Genomic DNA, 14,768 nt, shown 5'->3' on the forward strand with positions numbered 1-14,768 from the left:
ACGTCGCCGCTACCAAACATAGTTGGGCCCCGGTCGAGCAACAGCTCCCGGGGCCCAACCCATACCCACACACCAAACCACACTCGGCATACGAAGAGAAGAAATGGCTCGTGACCACTCTCAAGTGGTCACGAGCCATTCGCGTGTCAGGACCGGATGCTGTCCCCGATACGTCGATCCCGCCAATAGAATTTGCGATCATGGTCATTGATCGCACGCACGACCCGGCATGGCGATCCGAAGGCCACCGAATCGGTGGGAATGTCCTTCGTGACCAGACTGCACGCGCCGATGACAGAATTGTCTCCTATGGTGACGCCTGGAAGCACGGTCACATTGGCTCCGATCCACACATTGCTGCCGATGTGGATTGGCTCAGAGAACTGAGCGGGTGCGACCCTGTGGCGCAGATCCGGGTCAATCGGGTGACCGGTCGTCACAAGAGTGACGTTCGGCCCGAGCATCGTATAGTCGCCGATGAAGATTTCGCCGTCGTCGACGAGCGTAAGGTTGAAGTTCGCGTACACATGGTCGCCCAGATGCGTCGAGCATCCCCAATTCGCATGCAGTGGAGGTTCGATCCATACGCCTTCGCCCATCGAACCAAAATAGGCTTTCAGCAGCTTCTTGCGCTTGGGATCGTCGGCATGCAGGGCGTTGATATCGTACAGCAGGTCACGTTGCTCACGTTGGGCGACACCCATCGTCCTCTCGTCCCAGAAGTACACTCCCGGGGAATGCATGATGTCGAATACCCGCTGCGGCATGGTCATGGTCGCTCCTGTCGTCGGTTCCGGCTTCCATGCCGGAGACTGCACTCATGATATCCATCATATGGGGAGACGATGTAACCGGTAGCCGACACGACGACGAATCCGAGGAACGACGCGACGGAGAACACATGACGAACCATCCGAACTGGTCAAGCGGCGTCCAGGAGAGATACCAGTCGCCGGTGATCGCCGTGCACGCCTCGCCTGCGGAGCATTGTGCCCCGATACAGAAGTATCAGGATCGGGAACAGCGCCGCACGCCATGGTTGTCTGCAGGTTTCTGCCCGTGATGCATACACGCCGTTAGCGATCAGCAACACCGGCGGGATGAAGAAGTTGATCATCAACACAGCGGCCATAGTGTATCTGCCGTCAAAGAGGATGCTCGCTAATACAGATGCCAGAAATAGAGCGTACGTAAGACCGACCAAGATCACGCATGCGTTCGACCGGACGTCCCGGATGCCTGTACGAATGTTCACGATCCACCTCCATCTGGTCTTGTGCTCTTTGCGCCATTGTGACGGAATGTTCTGATAAGTCACGGCAGGAATGTGATGCAGCGCGGCGGGTGGAACATCCCGTATGCGCCATAGCCGGAAAGTCGTATGCACACGAGCGACACACCGTTTCCAAGAAACTCTCAGGAATCACGCATGAGGCGTTGAATACGATGCGGTTATATGGAATCACAGCCACACAGGCGGTGATAATTGAACCTTTCTTCTTCTCTTCTTCTTCCTCTCTCCGAGATGAGCCCGGCCCAATCCGCCGGGCTCATCTCGTTTCGCGCACCTTTGACGCACCTTTGATAGCCCATGCCCCGTCTCCCATGATTCCGGAACCGCATTCCCATGCGATTCGCAGTCCGCACGGACGATCCGTTGAAGTTCGCGAGGTTATATATGAACCAACGACCACGAACGACAACGAAAAGGCGGTGATGACCAGAGCGCGAACCCAAATCCTTTCTTCTTCCTCTCTCTCCTTGAAGCCCGGCCCGATCAGCCGGGCTTTCTCGTTGCCCCGACCACTATCCCGACAGTCGCCTCGGCTGCCATCCAGCGTTTCCTCCGGCCGAATCCCGGTGAATCCCCGCGATTCCCCGCCGATGTTCACCGTGGGTAAAACACCGGAATGATTCCCCGCCGCGGGAATTGAGGGAAGTGAAAGGCGAAGGTGAGAGCCTCGGGAGAGGTTCCGGAACCGGCCACGATATCCATCGCGCGAACGCCGCCACGGCAGGCGGCGCGGGGTGCGACGGTAGCCAAGCCGCGTTCCCTCCTAGTCAAGGAGTACCGATTATGGCAATGTTTCCGGCTTTGATGAATGACACGATGTTCTCTGATCTGTTCGATGACCCGTTCTTCGAGGGTTGGCGCAACACGGACAGCGGCATGAGCGCCGTCATGCCCGCCAACATGATGTCCACCGACGTGCGCGAGACCGACAAGGGCTACGACGTCGACATCGACATGCCCGGTATGAAGAAGGAAGACATCAACCTCGAGCTTAACAACGGCTACCTGACCGTGTCCGCCACCCGCAGCGGCGAGCATGAGGACAAGAGCGATGACGCCCAGTCCGAAAGCGGCAAGTGGCTGCGTCGCGAGCGCTACGCGGGCTCCTGCTCTCGTAGCTTCTACGTCGGCGACCAGGTCAAGGAATCCGACATTCACGCCTCGTACAACAACGGCACGCTGTGCATCCAGGTTCCGAAGATGCAGGCCGCCCCGCAGGTCGAGCCCAAGCACCAGATCGCCATCGAGGGCTGATACCTCAACGTGGCATCGGCTCGCGCAGACCACGCAGGCACGCCGCCCGTCTATACGTCCCGACCGGATTGAGTCGACGGACGACGGGAAACAAAGCCTAGCCTAAGGGCGCCCTCACGACTTCCCGACAAGTCGTGAGGGCGCCCTTCATTTTTCATCGTTTCTTTCAATGCGACTGCACGACTACTTGAGCAGTCCCAGCTCGCCGAGCTTGTTCCTGATGTCGGTCGACGACGGTTCGACCTGGAACGCGCCGTCGGGGTAGAGGACGACCGGGATGTGCATCTGCCCGCTGATAGCCACCGCCTTGTCTGCGGCGCCCTCCTCGCTCTCCAGATCATGCCAGACGTATTCGGCGCCGAACTCCTGCAGCGCCGCCTTCGCGCGCTTGCAGTCGCCGCACCAATCCGCTCCATACACTTCAATGGCCATGCCCGAGCTCCTTCCCTGATGATCACGTAATCCGGTCGATCCCCGCCAGACGCACGGGAAAAACGATCAACACGCTATATATAAAAAACGGCCTCGACTCTGGTAAAGTCGAGGCCAAACAAACAAATACACAGCGAGTATACCACGTACTGGTAATACGTGCTCGTGACCGTGGAGTGTTGGGCCAGTCCGCCACGAAAATCCGCCCCCTCGGGTCCACCGTCGCGTCGTCCAATAAACACGCGCCGAGCTCGGCGGTGTCGCTCGTTGTAGAGCATCCCCAACAGACCTCGCGGACAGCAGATGGCATAAACGGGCTGGCCGACATCTCACACAAGACGCTCCGCGGGGATTCGCCGCCGTCGTGGGAAAAAGACAAAAAACTGGTAATGGCACCCACCAAAGTGAAGCGAGGCGACCGATCGACCGACCGACGTCACAGTCCATCGAGTGATCATTCACTTCGCGAGCTCTTGCCTTCATCGCAAGGGCTCGTTCGCTCCGCTCCCTACTCTCCCTCCCTCAATCACAGACACGAACCGGCCACCAGCGTGGTACAGCCGGTCTGCAACTTACGATTCGCTGTTGTAATTGCACGTTGATTGATGGTCGTTGGTTGGTCATTCATTAATTGGTCGTTGGTTGCCTTACTTCTCACACGCGTACTTGCTTCCCGCATACCAGATCCGATTTCCTTCCAGCTCATTCGGCCGTGACACTTTTACGAGCTTTCACGGTGCGCCGCTCCTCCAGCAGCCGGTAGACGGTGGATCGGCTGACGTGCATCAGTTCCGCGATCTGCCTGACGGTCAGCGTCTTCGAGTCGTACAGGCGATGGATCTCGTCGATCCGCCTCTCGTCGAGCTTCGCCGGACGGCCGCCGGTACGGCCGCGCGCACGGGCCGCCTCGAGTCCGGCCTGCGTCCTCTCACGGATCAGATCACGCTCGAACTGCGACAGCGCGGCGAAGAGATTGAACGTGAGCATGCCGCCCGGCGTGGTCGTATCGATCGCTTCGGTCAGGCTCACGAATCCGACGCCCAGCTCCTGGAACCGGTTCATCAGCTCGACCAAGTTCTGCATGCTGCGCCCGAGCCGGTCCATCCGCCAGACGACGACCACGTCCCCTTCGCGCAACAGCTCGATCATGTGGTCGAGTTCCGGTCGGTGCGCCTTCGCGCCCGATGCGGCGTCGATGAAGATCCGATCACACCCGGCCTGCTCGAGCGCGTCGATCTGCAGATCCGCGCTTTGGCCCGCGGTGCTCACCCTGGCATATCCGAATCGCTTTTCCATGCCACCGAACGTACCATAACCCGACAAGTTAGATGAGTTTTGGGACATTGATTTTGGGATGGGTTTTGAGAATCCTTCACACGGCGTTTCGGCGACATCGCGATGCGGCTCCGAAATCGTATCGAAAACGACCGTTTTCGGGAATCGTAGAGGGGAATCGTCGACCTTCCGCATGACCGCCGGCACGGCATCGTCGCGAACCAGAAACCAAGCCGGGAACGTAGATTCTCAAGAAACTTTCAGACTGCACCCATGATGCGTTGAACATCATGCGGTTATATATGAATCACGGCCACAACAGACCGCGATAACTGAATCCCTTCTTTCTTCTCTCTCCTTTCTTTTCCTTGAAAGCCCGGCCCACCGGCCGGGCTTTTCGTTTCCCCGTGCATCAGGACATCAGGCAATCGGCTCGCGGGTGACCGGCGAATCAGAGTCCGCAACGCTTCAGGTCCGCGACCATCCCCACGTAGAACTCGCGTACGTCGAATCCGGGGATGTTCTCGCGGTCCAGATCGATCATGTCCGCGTGGGAGATGCCGCGGTTTCCGGTCGGCTCGACCCAGACGAAGTCGTCGCCCCACGGGAACGACGGCCGGGAGACGAGTCCGTCGTTGGGCCCGTCGAACCATTTGACCAGCGGATAGGTGAAGTTCAGCGGGAACTTGCCTGTGGTGGCATGCAGCAGGCGTGATCCCACGCTGCGGCAGACGATGCCCGGGAATGACCCCAGCCCGATCTCGCGATTGATGCGCGCACATCCGGACTGCGTGAGATCCCTCACCGCGGCCATGAAGTCCGGGTTCGGGTCGCCGAGCCTGGCGGCGGCCACGTTGTACGTGGCCTCGACACGGTGCCTCGCGCCGTCCGGGACCTTGGAGAGCAGGTAGTCGGCGAATCCGCAGCCGCGATGAGGGGTGTTGATGGTGGTCAGCGATGCGACGAGCCCGCCGACCCCCTCGCGCGCGATCGCCCAACGCATGTCCAGTCCGCCCTTGGAGTGGGCGATGACGTTCACCTTCCCGCACCCGGTCTCATCGACGATCCGGCGGATGCGCGCGGCGAGCTCCCGACCGGCGTCCTCGACTGACGCGGCCGACTGATGGCCTCCGTAATATACGGTCGCGCCGTTGCGTTCCAGTTCGCCGGGGATGCGCCCCCAGTAGTTGAGCACCTTCGAGTCACGGAAGAAGACGCCGTGCACCAGCAGGATCGGGTATCGGGTGGCGCACACCCGGTAGGCCGCGCGGGAGGCGTCGAGCCGTTCCTTGTCACCCTCGAACCGGACTTCCTCACGACAGGTGCGGATGATCAGCCGCAGCGCGACGAGGTTCGCGATGGGTATCCACCCGCAGATGACGCCGATGACCCGGATCTTCAGCCCCAGCTGGACGCTGGTCAGATAGACGGCGATGATGCCGATCCAGAAGACGATCGATTCCACGACGATCACGGACAGCACGATGGCGGCCCATGCCGGCCAGTCATGCGGTATCATCGCAAACGCCGCGGCGACCAGCCCGACGGTCGCGATCAGCGTCGTCCACCAGAAGACCCGCAGCAGCCAGACTCCGATGTTCAGCGCCCGCAACCTGCCGGGCATCCGAAATGAGGGGGAAGGGGATTGCACGCTCATGACCGTCCTCCAATCATCCGACCGTTCCCGATTCCCAAGTGTAGGAGCGATGTCGTTGTCCGGTTGATTGATATGCGTCCGAACCCGCGTCCTCCGTCCGTCGCCCGCACGACGGAGCGATGTCCCAGTGCGGTAATTATTTAATTAAATATTTATTTATTTAATTAAATAATTACCGCACACCGTACCGTTACCGGAATCAAAGGAAACATCCACCTGAGGCCGATCGGCCGCGCAGGCTCGCACGCCATACTCGTCAGTACTCATAAGTCATCGCCTCCGCCTTGAACAGGCCATAGCATCTTCGTATGCGTCGCCTCTTGTGGCGACCGAAGCCCCGTGCTTACATGGTCCTCAACGACGGAGGGGCCACCGTTGCGCCGCCATCGCGTACGGCGGTAGGGGAATGACTCACGTAAAGGAGGTTCATGATGGTGTTCACGACATTGGATTTCGCCGAGGCGTATCTGCTGAAGACCGAGGTGAGGACCTCCGCGTCCATGCCCGATGCGTATCACGGCGACGACGGCTGGAAGTCGTCGGACGGGCCGATCGCCTCATACCAGCATCACGACGATCTACGGTAGATCGGTACCGCGGCAGCGCGACGACGAAACGTCTCCCGCACACCTCTGGTCATGCAAAAGGCCGGCACGGATCCTTGATCCGAGGCCGTCCTACATAATTAATTAATTAAATAATTAATTAATTACCGAAATACCACGATTCCATCGAGCCTCACCGCTCGCCGATGTACTTGGAGAGCGCGTTCTCGATGACCTCCTGCATCTTCATGCCATGCTCGATCGCATACACCTTGGCGGCGGCGCGGGTCTTGGCGTGCAGGCGGATGGAGGTCATGACCAACGGGTTCTCATCGTCGGTTGGGGCGTCGTCCTTGCGGAACACGTCCCGGATCTCCTTGATCTCGCGATCCTCGGACGCCGGCTTGTACGCCTTCATGTTGCCTTTCACTGATTGACCTCCTTGATGAGCTCGGTGAGCACGTCACCGTATTCGTACAGTTTGGTGGGATTCCAGCCCAGGGACTTCTTGATCTCCTGACGCTTGTGCACCACGGCTTCGAACCGAGGGGTGTCGTTGTTCTCGAGCGCCGTCATCGTGTCTTTGAATGCGGTGGTGCCGATCTCGGCGCGCACGAGTAGCGCCGCCGCCGGCACCTTGCCGTCGACCGCCTGCAGCGTCGCCCATGCCTGCTGCAGATCGATCGGGGAGTCCGACGTCGGGACGATGACGAAGTCGGCCACCTCGATCGCCTTCTCGAGCACACGGCCGGACGGCGGCGCGTCGACGAAACACCATTCGCCGGCCTCGGGCCTGAGTCGGCCGAGCGTCGACAGGTTCGCCGGCGCGACGTCGAAGGGCAGCGGGTCATGGTTGTCGTCGGCGAGGTCGGCCCACAGGCTTGCGGACGATTGCGGATCGGCGTCGAGCACTCTGGCGTCGAGTCCTCGCATGGTAGCCGCCGCGGCGAGGTAGATGGCCGTGGTGGTCTTGGCGACTCCGCCCTTGGCATTCGCGATGGTGATCCTCACGGACGCCCCTTTCAATAATTAATTAATTATTTAATTAATTATCAGATTAGCACAATGCATCTACGACGGAGAAGAAGTCACTGCATCTGAATCCGACTTTGCAGACGGATTCGCTACCAGGAAGAACCGTCGATCTCTGTAATTGCAGAATTCTCGGTCAATGGGCGCCTTCATCCTTCAGAGCTCTCCGGAAGTCAGCATCCGACAGTCGACGGTTTTCCATGGATGCCGCTTGACGGTCATAGGCAGACGATCCAATGAAGTGACTGACGGTGATCTTCACCCGAATCGATTCTTGCGTCTCCCCATCGTCTGTCGAGTATTCTCACTCGCTGCGGTATCGAACAATGCCCTGCGCTTCTTCTCGGTTTTGGCCCTCAGCCGCGCCTCGGCTGCGATCGCTGCAGCTTCCGAGTGGATTTTCGTTGAAATGACGCCGTTTTCTTCCGTGTCACTCGGGTGCTTTCGTGGGGATTTAGGTGTGCCAGCACCGAACGAACCTTACTGACAGTAGAGCCAAGAAGCCGCCATCATCCGTCTACATGCGTGGCCTCGTTCTTGATGGGCCAACGCACCGGAATTACACCGAGGCCGCCACCTGACACCGAGGAGCCGTGGGGACGATCAGTAACGTAATCCGGCGAGGAACGATCCGGCCTTGTCGTCGTTGCGGTAGGCCTTGCCGAACTCGTCGATGAGACCGTGGAGTTCCTTGAGCTGATCGACGTCGAGACCGGTGGCGAGCACCGCCGGCGCGTACGACCGGTGGAACGCCGGGTATCCGACCGGCACGTCGAACCCAAGGAACGCGAACAGACGTCGCGCGTAGGTGTCAGCGACGAACGCGCGACGGGAGAACGCGTACAGCACCAGGTCGTCGGCGGTCTCGCCGCCGATGCCGAACAGCGACAGCAGTTCGGAGCGCAGTTCGTCATCCGTCATGTTCGCTGCGCCGGTCGGATCGGCGTCGCAGCGTTCGATGTACCACTGGCTCAGCGACTGCAGTGTGCGTGCCTTGTTTCGGTAGAACCCGGATGGGCGTATGAGTTCTTGCAGTTCCTCGGGTTTCAGCGCGACGATGGCATGCGGCTCGAGCGCATCGGCCGCCTTCAGCGCCGCGAGCGACCGGTCGACGTTGATCCATGCGGTGTTCTGCGTGAGGACCGCTCCGACCATGATCTCGAACAGCGTCTCGGCCGGCCACCAGTTCGTGGGCCCGATCTCGCGTTCCATGGTCTCGTACAGCCGCTCGATATACTCGGGACCAGGATGCCCACCACGCGATGGACGGTTGACACGACCGGTGCAGCCTACACCGGACCGTCGAGTCACTCGCCGAGTTCCTTCTCCAGCCACTTGTATTCCGCCTCGATCTCCGCGTCATGAATGGCGGTGATCGCGATGCGGTATTTGTCGGTGAGCTTGTCGTTGTCGATCGGTCCCTCGCCGTCGCTGTACATGCGGCGTGCATCCCCGTCGAGCACCGCGAGTCTGCGTCGCAGCACCTCGCGCCGCTTCTCCTCGTCCGGGATGACGGACAGGAATGACATGACGACCGACCACTTGGTGATGTCGGTGAGCATGTATCCGTCCGCATTGCTGAGCTCGTCGATCAGCTTGTCACGACCGGCCTGCTCCAGATGGAACTCGCGCAGGCGACGGCCGTTGACCACCCTGAAGCTTTCTCCCAGATAGCCCGCCTTGACGAACTTGCCGGTCACGGAGTGCAGCGTACCGTCGCTGAACGCGCGCGCGTATCCCTGCAGCTGTTCCATCTTCTTGCGCAGTCGGTAGCCGCACAGCGGTTCCTCCGATAGGAATCCCAGAGTCATGATCTCCACGATGTTCATGCCACACATAATACCTCAGAGTGATATATCTCAGGCCAACACGCCGATGGCGACAGCGAAGGGAATTGCCGGCAAACGCCGACTTTCCAACGGTTTTTCATTGCGATATATATTTAGTTGATATATTTCAGCTTGAAATATCCCAAAAGGAGTCATATAGTGATAACCAACGTGGAAGCTACAGGGCGATCCCCGAGCCGACGCCACGAAACGCACGCCACACGGCACTGGAACATCCACAGGGAGGCAATCATGAGCAACATCACCATCTTCGGCGCAGGCAACATCGGATCCGCTGTCGCCGGCATCGCCATCAAGTCCGGGGCGGCCGTCCAGGTCATAGACCGCAATCCCGACAAGGCGGCAGCAGCAGCCGACGGCGTGACCGCCGGCAAGTTCGGCGACGCCGCGATCGCGGGCGATGTCGTCGTCCTCGCCCTGCCGTTCCCCGCCTACGGCGAGGTCGTCTCCACCTACGCCGACCAGCTGGCCGGCAAGACCGTGGTGGACGTGTCCAACCCGATCGACTTCACCACCTTCGATCTCGCCCTGCCGAAGGGCGCCTCCTCCGCCGCCGAGTACCTCGCCGGCAAGCTGCCGCAGTCCAAGATCGTCAAGGCGTTCAACACCACGTTCGCCGCGACTCTGGCCGCCGGCGTCAACGACGGCGCCCCGACCGTCGTGCAGCTGGCGGGCGACGACGAGGACGCCAAGAACGCCGTCAAGGCGTTCGTTGAGGCGGGAGGCCTGAAGACCGTCGACGCCGGAGCGCTCAAGCGCGCCCAGTACCTCGAGGGTTACGGCGCCCTGCAGATCATCCTCGGCGTGACCGAGCAGACTCCGTGGACTGGCGGTTTCAAGGTCGTCAAGTAGTCACCGCCTTCTGGTTGACCAGAACGTTTCCCCAACCACCGGCCGGTGTAATGAGGCCCACGCGACATGAGCCGTACGGGCCTCTTGCATGACGAAAGCGGTGAAATGAAGCCGTGCATGAATCTCAAATCCTTCCAATCTAATTAATTATTTAATTAAATAATTAATTATTTATATATTTAATTAAATATTGCGTGTTGGCGCTTCCGCTGGACTGTACGATTATGGGCATGGCGAACAAGCGAAAGACGATCGAGGAGAGCACAGGTCCAGGCCGTTCACTGATACGGCCCCAGACCCTTGCGGACATCGAACGGCGCGAGCCGGACAGCAAGGAGATCTGGTATGGTCACTCGATCCTCACCTCGACGCTGTTTCCGCCCACCCAGCCGTCGACGGACACCGATTTCGTCAGCAAGACCAACGGCACACTCGAATACGTGCTCGAGGCCGGCATCGATCCTGAGGAACGCAAGCGCAAGTTTCCTTATGGCAAGTATCCGCGACTGATCATGGCGTGGATCGCCAAGCAGATTCGCACAGCCGGCAAGATGAAGACCGAATACGTCGACCCGCAGACCCGCACCATCACCATCCCATCGATCTGGCAGATGTGCAACGAGCTCGGCCTGCAGCGCGGTGGCAAAACCGCCGACAAGATCCAAGAGCAGCTGCGTCTGCTGCTGTCCAGCCACATCACGATCCGCAAGACCACAGGCTTCTCCGGTGGCAAGATGCACGACATGATCAGCCTGCCGATCGTCGAGGCCGTCCGATTCAAGGAGAGCGACACCAACGCCGCGTTCTCCGGCAGTGCCTTCGTCCTCACCAAGGAGGTGTACGAGCGTCTGGCGCGCGAATCGGCTCCGTTTGATACGCGGGCGAGCTCGCTGCTTCTGTCCGGCCGCAGCGTGCTGCCGTACGACACCTATGTGTGGCTGACCGGCAGCATGCGCAATCTCCGTCATGACCTCCCCGTCACCTGGGACTGGTTGTACGAGCGGTTCGGCGACAGCATCAGCAGCAAGCAGAACTTCCGCGCGAAGTTCCGCAAAGCGTTGGCCAAGGTTCGCGATGTGTACCCGTCCGTCCATGTGAGTGTCGACGAGAAGGGTGTGACCCTGCACCCGAGTCCGACCGCTATCGCTGCACGTCGCCTGATCGGCGGCGAGTATATGGATGAGACCGTGGGACAGGACGTGCCGGACGCGGTGGATCCAGCTTCGAATCCGGCTCTGAACCAATACGATAGTCCATCCGAAAACGGCGGGAAATAGCCGATTCTGCAGTTCTGGTTCGACCTACCCGGCGACTGGACGGAATCGCCTGCGGCATATGGTCCCATGGCAGGCGTTCCAGACGAAATTGTGGACCATCGTATTGGCCGGCAGACGCCTCGGGCCCATGCCGTTCCGACGCCTCTGGCTTGCGACAAGACGTGATCAACGGTGATTTCGCTGTGTTTTCGTTGGAATCTCAACGAAAACACAGGATTGTACGATAGTCCACCTGTTTCACTATTCGGATGCATCCGAATGCATCGGCGACCTCTGCCTGGGTTCAGGAAAACACGGAAACGCTGTCACGGCGGCCTTCTCGACGGCTGTCGAGAAGGCCGCCGATTGTCATTGTGATGGACCTTTGTAATGGCCGACATCCAGCGCGAACGCTCGGCACATATACGCGAAAACGTTGGAATCGCAACGAAAAAAGCCTCGTCGAACGTCGGCATGTGAGGTAATGCAAAGGTCCATCACATTCGTCGCGACGACAGATCGACCATGCCCATGAACGCCGCTGCCGCAATGTCATCCGAGTCGTTTTCATGCCTGCCGGATCGTCCGGAAAGTGCAATTTGGTGGACTATCGTCCAACCTCCGTCAGGACAGCAACGCCTCGACGCGCACCGTATCCGAATGGATCGCGACGATCATGCAAACCGCGACCACGACGGCCGGCACGCGCTGGGCGATCAACGCCCTGCCGTAGCCGTCCGGTGATGGACGAGAACGACGGATCGCGAGCACCACGACCGCGGAACAGGCAAGTACGGGCACCCACAGGACGATCACCGGAAGACTCGTCCCGGCGATCTTCAAGCCGAGATCGCCGAACTGGATCGCTGCCACGATGTCGATCGCAGCCACCCACAGGATGACATTACGTGCCGAGGCATCAAGACCGATGCGTAAGACCGGCGTGACGACGCCGTTCTCGCGATCGATCCGCAGCGTGCACATCCCCTCAATGGTGTTCGCCGAGACGGCGATGGCATCGGCGATAACCATGGCGGAAATCAGCCATATATTCGCATTTCCGAACCGCACACCGGATGTCAGGCCGTGGGCGACCCCATACGCCGGCGCCGTAGACCAGGAACGGCGTCCAGTTCGTGCCGACCAGTCAGGATGTCCAAAGCGGGCCGGAATGGTTCCGTGCCGACCTCGCCACCAAGGCGTCGACGACGAGCGCAAACGCCAATGCCACCATCGCCAGTATCCACGCGATCGATGGATCCGATGCGCACTGCCGTACGGCCGACTCCGCAGTTCCAGTTTCCGAAGGCGACCAGCCATGCAGTGCGGCACATGTGAAACGCTCATTGATGGCGATATGCGCCGCGCATGCGCCACCCATGGCCGCAGCCGCAAGCGATCCAACCGTTCAGGAGACCCATGCACGTACCCCGGACCCAAAACCGCCAAACCTCATCGTCATGCTCATGGCACCATTATCGCATGTAGTATTTTTTTAGAGCCTTCGCCAGTTTGTGTGGTGGGGTGTTGAGCCTCGGCGTCGTGGCCGGGGCTTTTGTGTGTGCGGGTATGGAAGGGGCGTTCGCCTGTTAGGTTTGTTTCCGCCAAGAAATAGAACCGAAGAACAGGGGAACGCCTGTGCCCACCATATCAGCCGGCGCGCTCAAGCGCATGCTGCACCTGCCCGCCAACGTCGTGATCGGCACGCCCCGCATCGAACGGGATCGCGCCGGCCGTGAGATCGTCGTCGTCCCGGTCCGCCCGTATGCGAGGGGCACGGGCCGGTGCGCCGAATGCGGCGGGCGTGGCCGGCCGTATGACCGTCTGCCCGCGCGACGGTGGCGGCATCTCGACATCGGCTGCGCGAGGCTTTTCCTGGAGTACGCGCCACGGCGCGTGACCTGCGCCGAGCATGGCGTGACGGTCGCGATGGTGCCGTGGGCGAGACGCAAGAGCGCGTACACGTACGACTTCGAGCAACAGGTCGCGTGGCTGAGCGTGCACGCGTCCAGAAGTGCCGTGTCGGCGCTGATGCGCGTCGACTGGAAGAGCGTGGGACCCGTGTGCAAGAGGGTCGCCGACGACCTGCGGGCCGAACAGGGGGCTGGCCTGTTCGACGGTCTGCGTTCCATCGGCGTGGACGAGACCAGCTACCGCAAGGGTCACAGGTACATGACGGTCGTCGTCGACCACAACCGCGGGCGCGTGGTCTGGATGCACCCGGGGCACGGGGAGAAGGTCTTCGACCTGTTCTTCCAGCAGCTGACGCCGGCCCAGCGCGCCTCCATCCGGGTGATCACCGGCGACGGGGCCCGGTGGATCGACGAGTGCGCGTTCCGCTGGTGCCCCATGGCCGAACGCATCCTCGACGGGTTCCACATCGTGTCCTGGGCGACCGACGCGCTCGACAAGGTCCGCACCGCCGCATGGCGCGAGGCCAGAAAGGCCGGCACGGCACGGAAAGGCGCCAAGGACCCGATCAAGGGCGCGCGTTGGGCGCTGCTGAAGAACGAGAGCGACCTGACCGCCGGGCAGAAGGCGCAGCTGGAATGCGTCGCCAACACCAACGAGACCCTCTGGGAGGCGTACAAGCTCAAGGAACGCCTCAGGATGATCCTCAAGCAGACGGCGGACGAGGCCGCGCCCCTGCTGCGCCAATGGGCCGCGGACGCGTTCCTGTCCGGCATCCCCGGATTCGTCCAGCTCGGAGAGAAGATCGCCAGACGCCACTTCGACATCCTCACAACCATCCGCAGAGGACTATCCAACGCCAGACTCGAGGCCATCAACAACAAGATCAAGACCACCATCAAAATCGGCTACGGCTACCGCAACCTCGACAACCTCATCAGCCTCGTCATGCTCAAATGCGGCGGACTCAACCTCCAACTCCCCGGACGCCAATAACCAGCAGGCCAGACCAATGATCCACACCCACACAAACACCCGAAGAGCCATTTTTATGACAACGTAGTAAAAGATGGACTTTTGTATTGAAAACCATGGGACAACACTGGCTTCGAAAGTGCAAAAACAGTCCGCCTCACACTCGCGACACGCCCGGGCAAACAGTCAAAAATCTCACTTTTTTGTCCGCATTGTGAGATTCGAAGTGTCTCAAAACTGTCCCAAAACCTGTGGATAACTCCGCAAAATGATGGACTATCGTATTGATTTTTAGTGGACTATCGTATTAATCTCAAGTTTTCGCAACTTGGCATAGTGGACTATCGTATTGAAAATAGTGGACTATCGTATTGAAAATAGTGGACTATCGTATTGAAAATAGTGGACTATCGTATTGAAAATAGTGGACTATCG

General features: G+C 59.9%; 15 protein-coding genes. 6 read left to right on the top strand and 9 right to left on the bottom strand.

Annotated elements, in window-relative coordinates; genetic code table 11:
* Nucleotides 1-146: 146 nt before the first annotated feature.
* Entirely contained in the window at nt 147-743 is a 597-nt protein-coding gene (locus tag EMB92_RS11315; protein WP_223847739.1) for a sugar O-acetyltransferase, read from the bottom strand.
* Between the two features lie 1,334 nt (nt 744-2,077).
* On the opposite strand from EMB92_RS11315, the gene EMB92_RS11320 reads away from it, so the two are divergent.
* A complete protein-coding gene (locus EMB92_RS11320) occupies nt 2,078-2,548 on the top strand; it encodes an Hsp20/alpha crystallin family protein (RefSeq protein WP_150394967.1) in 471 nt (156 codons plus the stop codon).
* Nucleotides 2,549-2,731: 183 nt separating this feature from the next.
* Here the strand turns inward: EMB92_RS11320 and EMB92_RS11325 are convergent, their stop codons facing one another.
* From EMB92_RS11325 to EMB92_RS11335, 3 genes are all read right to left on the bottom strand, one after another.
* Complete coding sequence (locus tag EMB92_RS11325; protein WP_107044964.1) at nt 2,732-2,980, bottom strand: mycoredoxin; 249 nt, start codon at nt 2,978-2,980, stop codon at nt 2,732-2,734.
* A 702-nt stretch (nt 2,981-3,682) separates the two neighbouring features.
* Complete coding sequence (locus EMB92_RS11330; protein WP_150394968.1) at nt 3,683-4,276, bottom strand: recombinase family protein; 594 nt, start codon at nt 4,274-4,276, stop codon at nt 3,683-3,685.
* Nucleotides 4,277-4,706: 430 nt separating this feature from the next.
* The gene (locus tag EMB92_RS11335; protein WP_150394969.1) at nt 4,707-5,879 is read right to left on the bottom strand and encodes an esterase/lipase family protein; all 1,173 of its coding nucleotides are present in this window, start codon (nt 5,877-5,879) and stop codon (nt 4,707-4,709) included.
* A gap of 461 nt (nt 5,880-6,340) precedes the next feature.
* Here EMB92_RS11335 and EMB92_RS11565 point away from each other — a divergent pair, with 461 nt between their 5' ends.
* Entirely contained in the window at nt 6,341-6,499 is a 159-nt protein-coding gene (locus EMB92_RS11565; protein ID WP_156101988.1) for a hypothetical protein, read from the top strand.
* 151 nt (nt 6,500-6,650) lie between these two features.
* Here the strand turns inward: EMB92_RS11565 and EMB92_RS11340 are convergent, their stop codons facing one another.
* The 4 genes from EMB92_RS11340 to EMB92_RS11355 form a co-directional block, all read right to left on the bottom strand.
* Nucleotides 6,651-6,887 (bottom strand): hypothetical protein, encoded by a 237-nt coding sequence (locus EMB92_RS11340; protein WP_150394970.1) that lies wholly within the window; start codon nt 6,885-6,887, stop codon nt 6,651-6,653.
* On the bottom strand, nt 6,884-7,468 hold the full coding sequence (locus EMB92_RS11345; protein WP_150394971.1) for a nucleotide-binding protein: 585 nt from the start codon (nt 7,466-7,468) through the stop codon (nt 6,884-6,886). Before EMB92_RS11345 ends, EMB92_RS11340 begins: the two co-directional genes overlap by 4 nt.
* A 624-nt stretch (nt 7,469-8,092) precedes the next feature.
* Nucleotides 8,093-8,701: an endonuclease III domain-containing protein gene (locus tag EMB92_RS11350; RefSeq protein WP_150394972.1), complete on the bottom strand. Its 609-nt coding sequence runs from the start codon at nt 8,699-8,701 to the stop codon at nt 8,093-8,095.
* A 95-nt stretch (nt 8,702-8,796) separates the two neighbouring features.
* Complete coding sequence (locus EMB92_RS11355) at nt 8,797-9,318, bottom strand: PadR family transcriptional regulator (protein WP_150394973.1); 522 nt, start codon at nt 9,316-9,318, stop codon at nt 8,797-8,799.
* A gap of 171 nt (nt 9,319-9,489) precedes the next feature.
* On the opposite strand from EMB92_RS11355, the gene EMB92_RS11360 reads away from it, so the two are divergent.
* Both EMB92_RS11360 and EMB92_RS11365 read left to right on the top strand, forming a co-directional pair.
* Nucleotides 9,490-10,191 (top strand): NADPH-dependent F420 reductase, encoded by a 702-nt coding sequence (locus EMB92_RS11360; RefSeq protein ID WP_223847732.1) that lies wholly within the window; start codon nt 9,490-9,492, stop codon nt 10,189-10,191.
* Nucleotides 10,192-10,421: 230 nt separating this feature from the next.
* The gene (locus EMB92_RS11365; protein WP_223847734.1) at nt 10,422-11,468 is read left to right on the top strand and encodes a replication protein RepA; all 1,047 of its coding nucleotides are present in this window, start codon (nt 10,422-10,424) and stop codon (nt 11,466-11,468) included.
* Nucleotides 11,469-12,071: 603 nt separating this feature from the next.
* Here EMB92_RS11365 and EMB92_RS11370 read toward each other — a convergent pair.
* A complete protein-coding gene (locus tag EMB92_RS11370; protein ID WP_150394976.1) occupies nt 12,072-12,479 on the bottom strand; it encodes a hypothetical protein in 408 nt (135 codons plus the stop codon).
* 104 nt (nt 12,480-12,583) lie between these two features.
* Here EMB92_RS11370 and EMB92_RS11775 point away from each other — a divergent pair, with 104 nt between their 5' ends.
* Together EMB92_RS11775 and EMB92_RS11375 are read left to right on the top strand one after the other, a co-directional pair.
* Entirely contained in the window at nt 12,584-12,946 is a 363-nt protein-coding gene (locus EMB92_RS11775) for a hypothetical protein (RefSeq protein ID WP_223847735.1), read from the top strand.
* Nucleotides 12,947-13,085: 139 nt separating this feature from the next.
* Nucleotides 13,086-14,354 carry an ISL3 family transposase gene (locus tag EMB92_RS11375; protein WP_150394977.1) on the top strand — a complete coding sequence of 423 codons (1,269 nt, stop codon included), beginning with the start codon at nt 13,086-13,088 and terminating at the stop codon, nt 14,352-14,354.
* The last annotated feature ends 414 nt before the right edge of the window (nt 14,355-14,768 follow it).

The organism is Bifidobacterium callitrichos (genome assembly GCF_008698085.1).
Taxonomy (GTDB): Bacteria; Actinomycetota; Actinomycetes; order Actinomycetales; family Bifidobacteriaceae; genus Bifidobacterium; species Bifidobacterium callitrichos.

Bases quoted from the DNA above. Each gene is read 5' to 3' on its own strand.
- EMB92_RS11320 (WP_150394967.1), top strand. From the start codon at position 2,078: ATGGCAATGTTTCCGGCTTTGATGAATGACACGATGTTCTCTGATCTG.
- EMB92_RS11355 (WP_150394973.1), bottom strand. From the start codon at position 9,318: ATGAACATCGTGGAGATCATGACTCTGGGATTCCTATCGGAGGAACCG.
- EMB92_RS11350 (WP_150394972.1), bottom strand. From the start codon at position 8,701: ATGGAACGCGAGATCGGGCCCACGAACTGGTGGCCGGCCGAGACGCTG.
- EMB92_RS11565 (WP_156101988.1), top strand. From the start codon at position 6,341: ATGATGGTGTTCACGACATTGGATTTCGCCGAGGCGTATCTGCTGAAG.
- EMB92_RS11315 (WP_223847739.1), bottom strand. From the start codon at position 743: ATGCATTCCCCGGGAGTGTACTTCTGGGACGAGAGGACGATGGGTGTC.
- EMB92_RS11365 (WP_223847734.1), top strand. From the start codon at position 10,422: ATGGCGAACAAGCGAAAGACGATCGAGGAGAGCACAGGTCCAGGCCGT.
- EMB92_RS11370 (WP_150394976.1), bottom strand. From the start codon at position 12,479: ATGGTTATCGCCGATGCCATCGCCGTCTCGGCGAACACCATTGAGGGG.
- EMB92_RS11330 (WP_150394968.1), bottom strand. From the start codon at position 4,276: ATGGAAAAGCGATTCGGATATGCCAGGGTGAGCACCGCGGGCCAAAGC.
- EMB92_RS11335 (WP_150394969.1), bottom strand. From the start codon at position 5,879: ATGCCCGGCAGGTTGCGGGCGCTGAACATCGGAGTCTGGCTGCTGCGG.
- EMB92_RS11325 (WP_107044964.1), bottom strand. From the start codon at position 2,980: ATGGCCATTGAAGTGTATGGAGCGGATTGGTGCGGCGACTGCAAGCGC.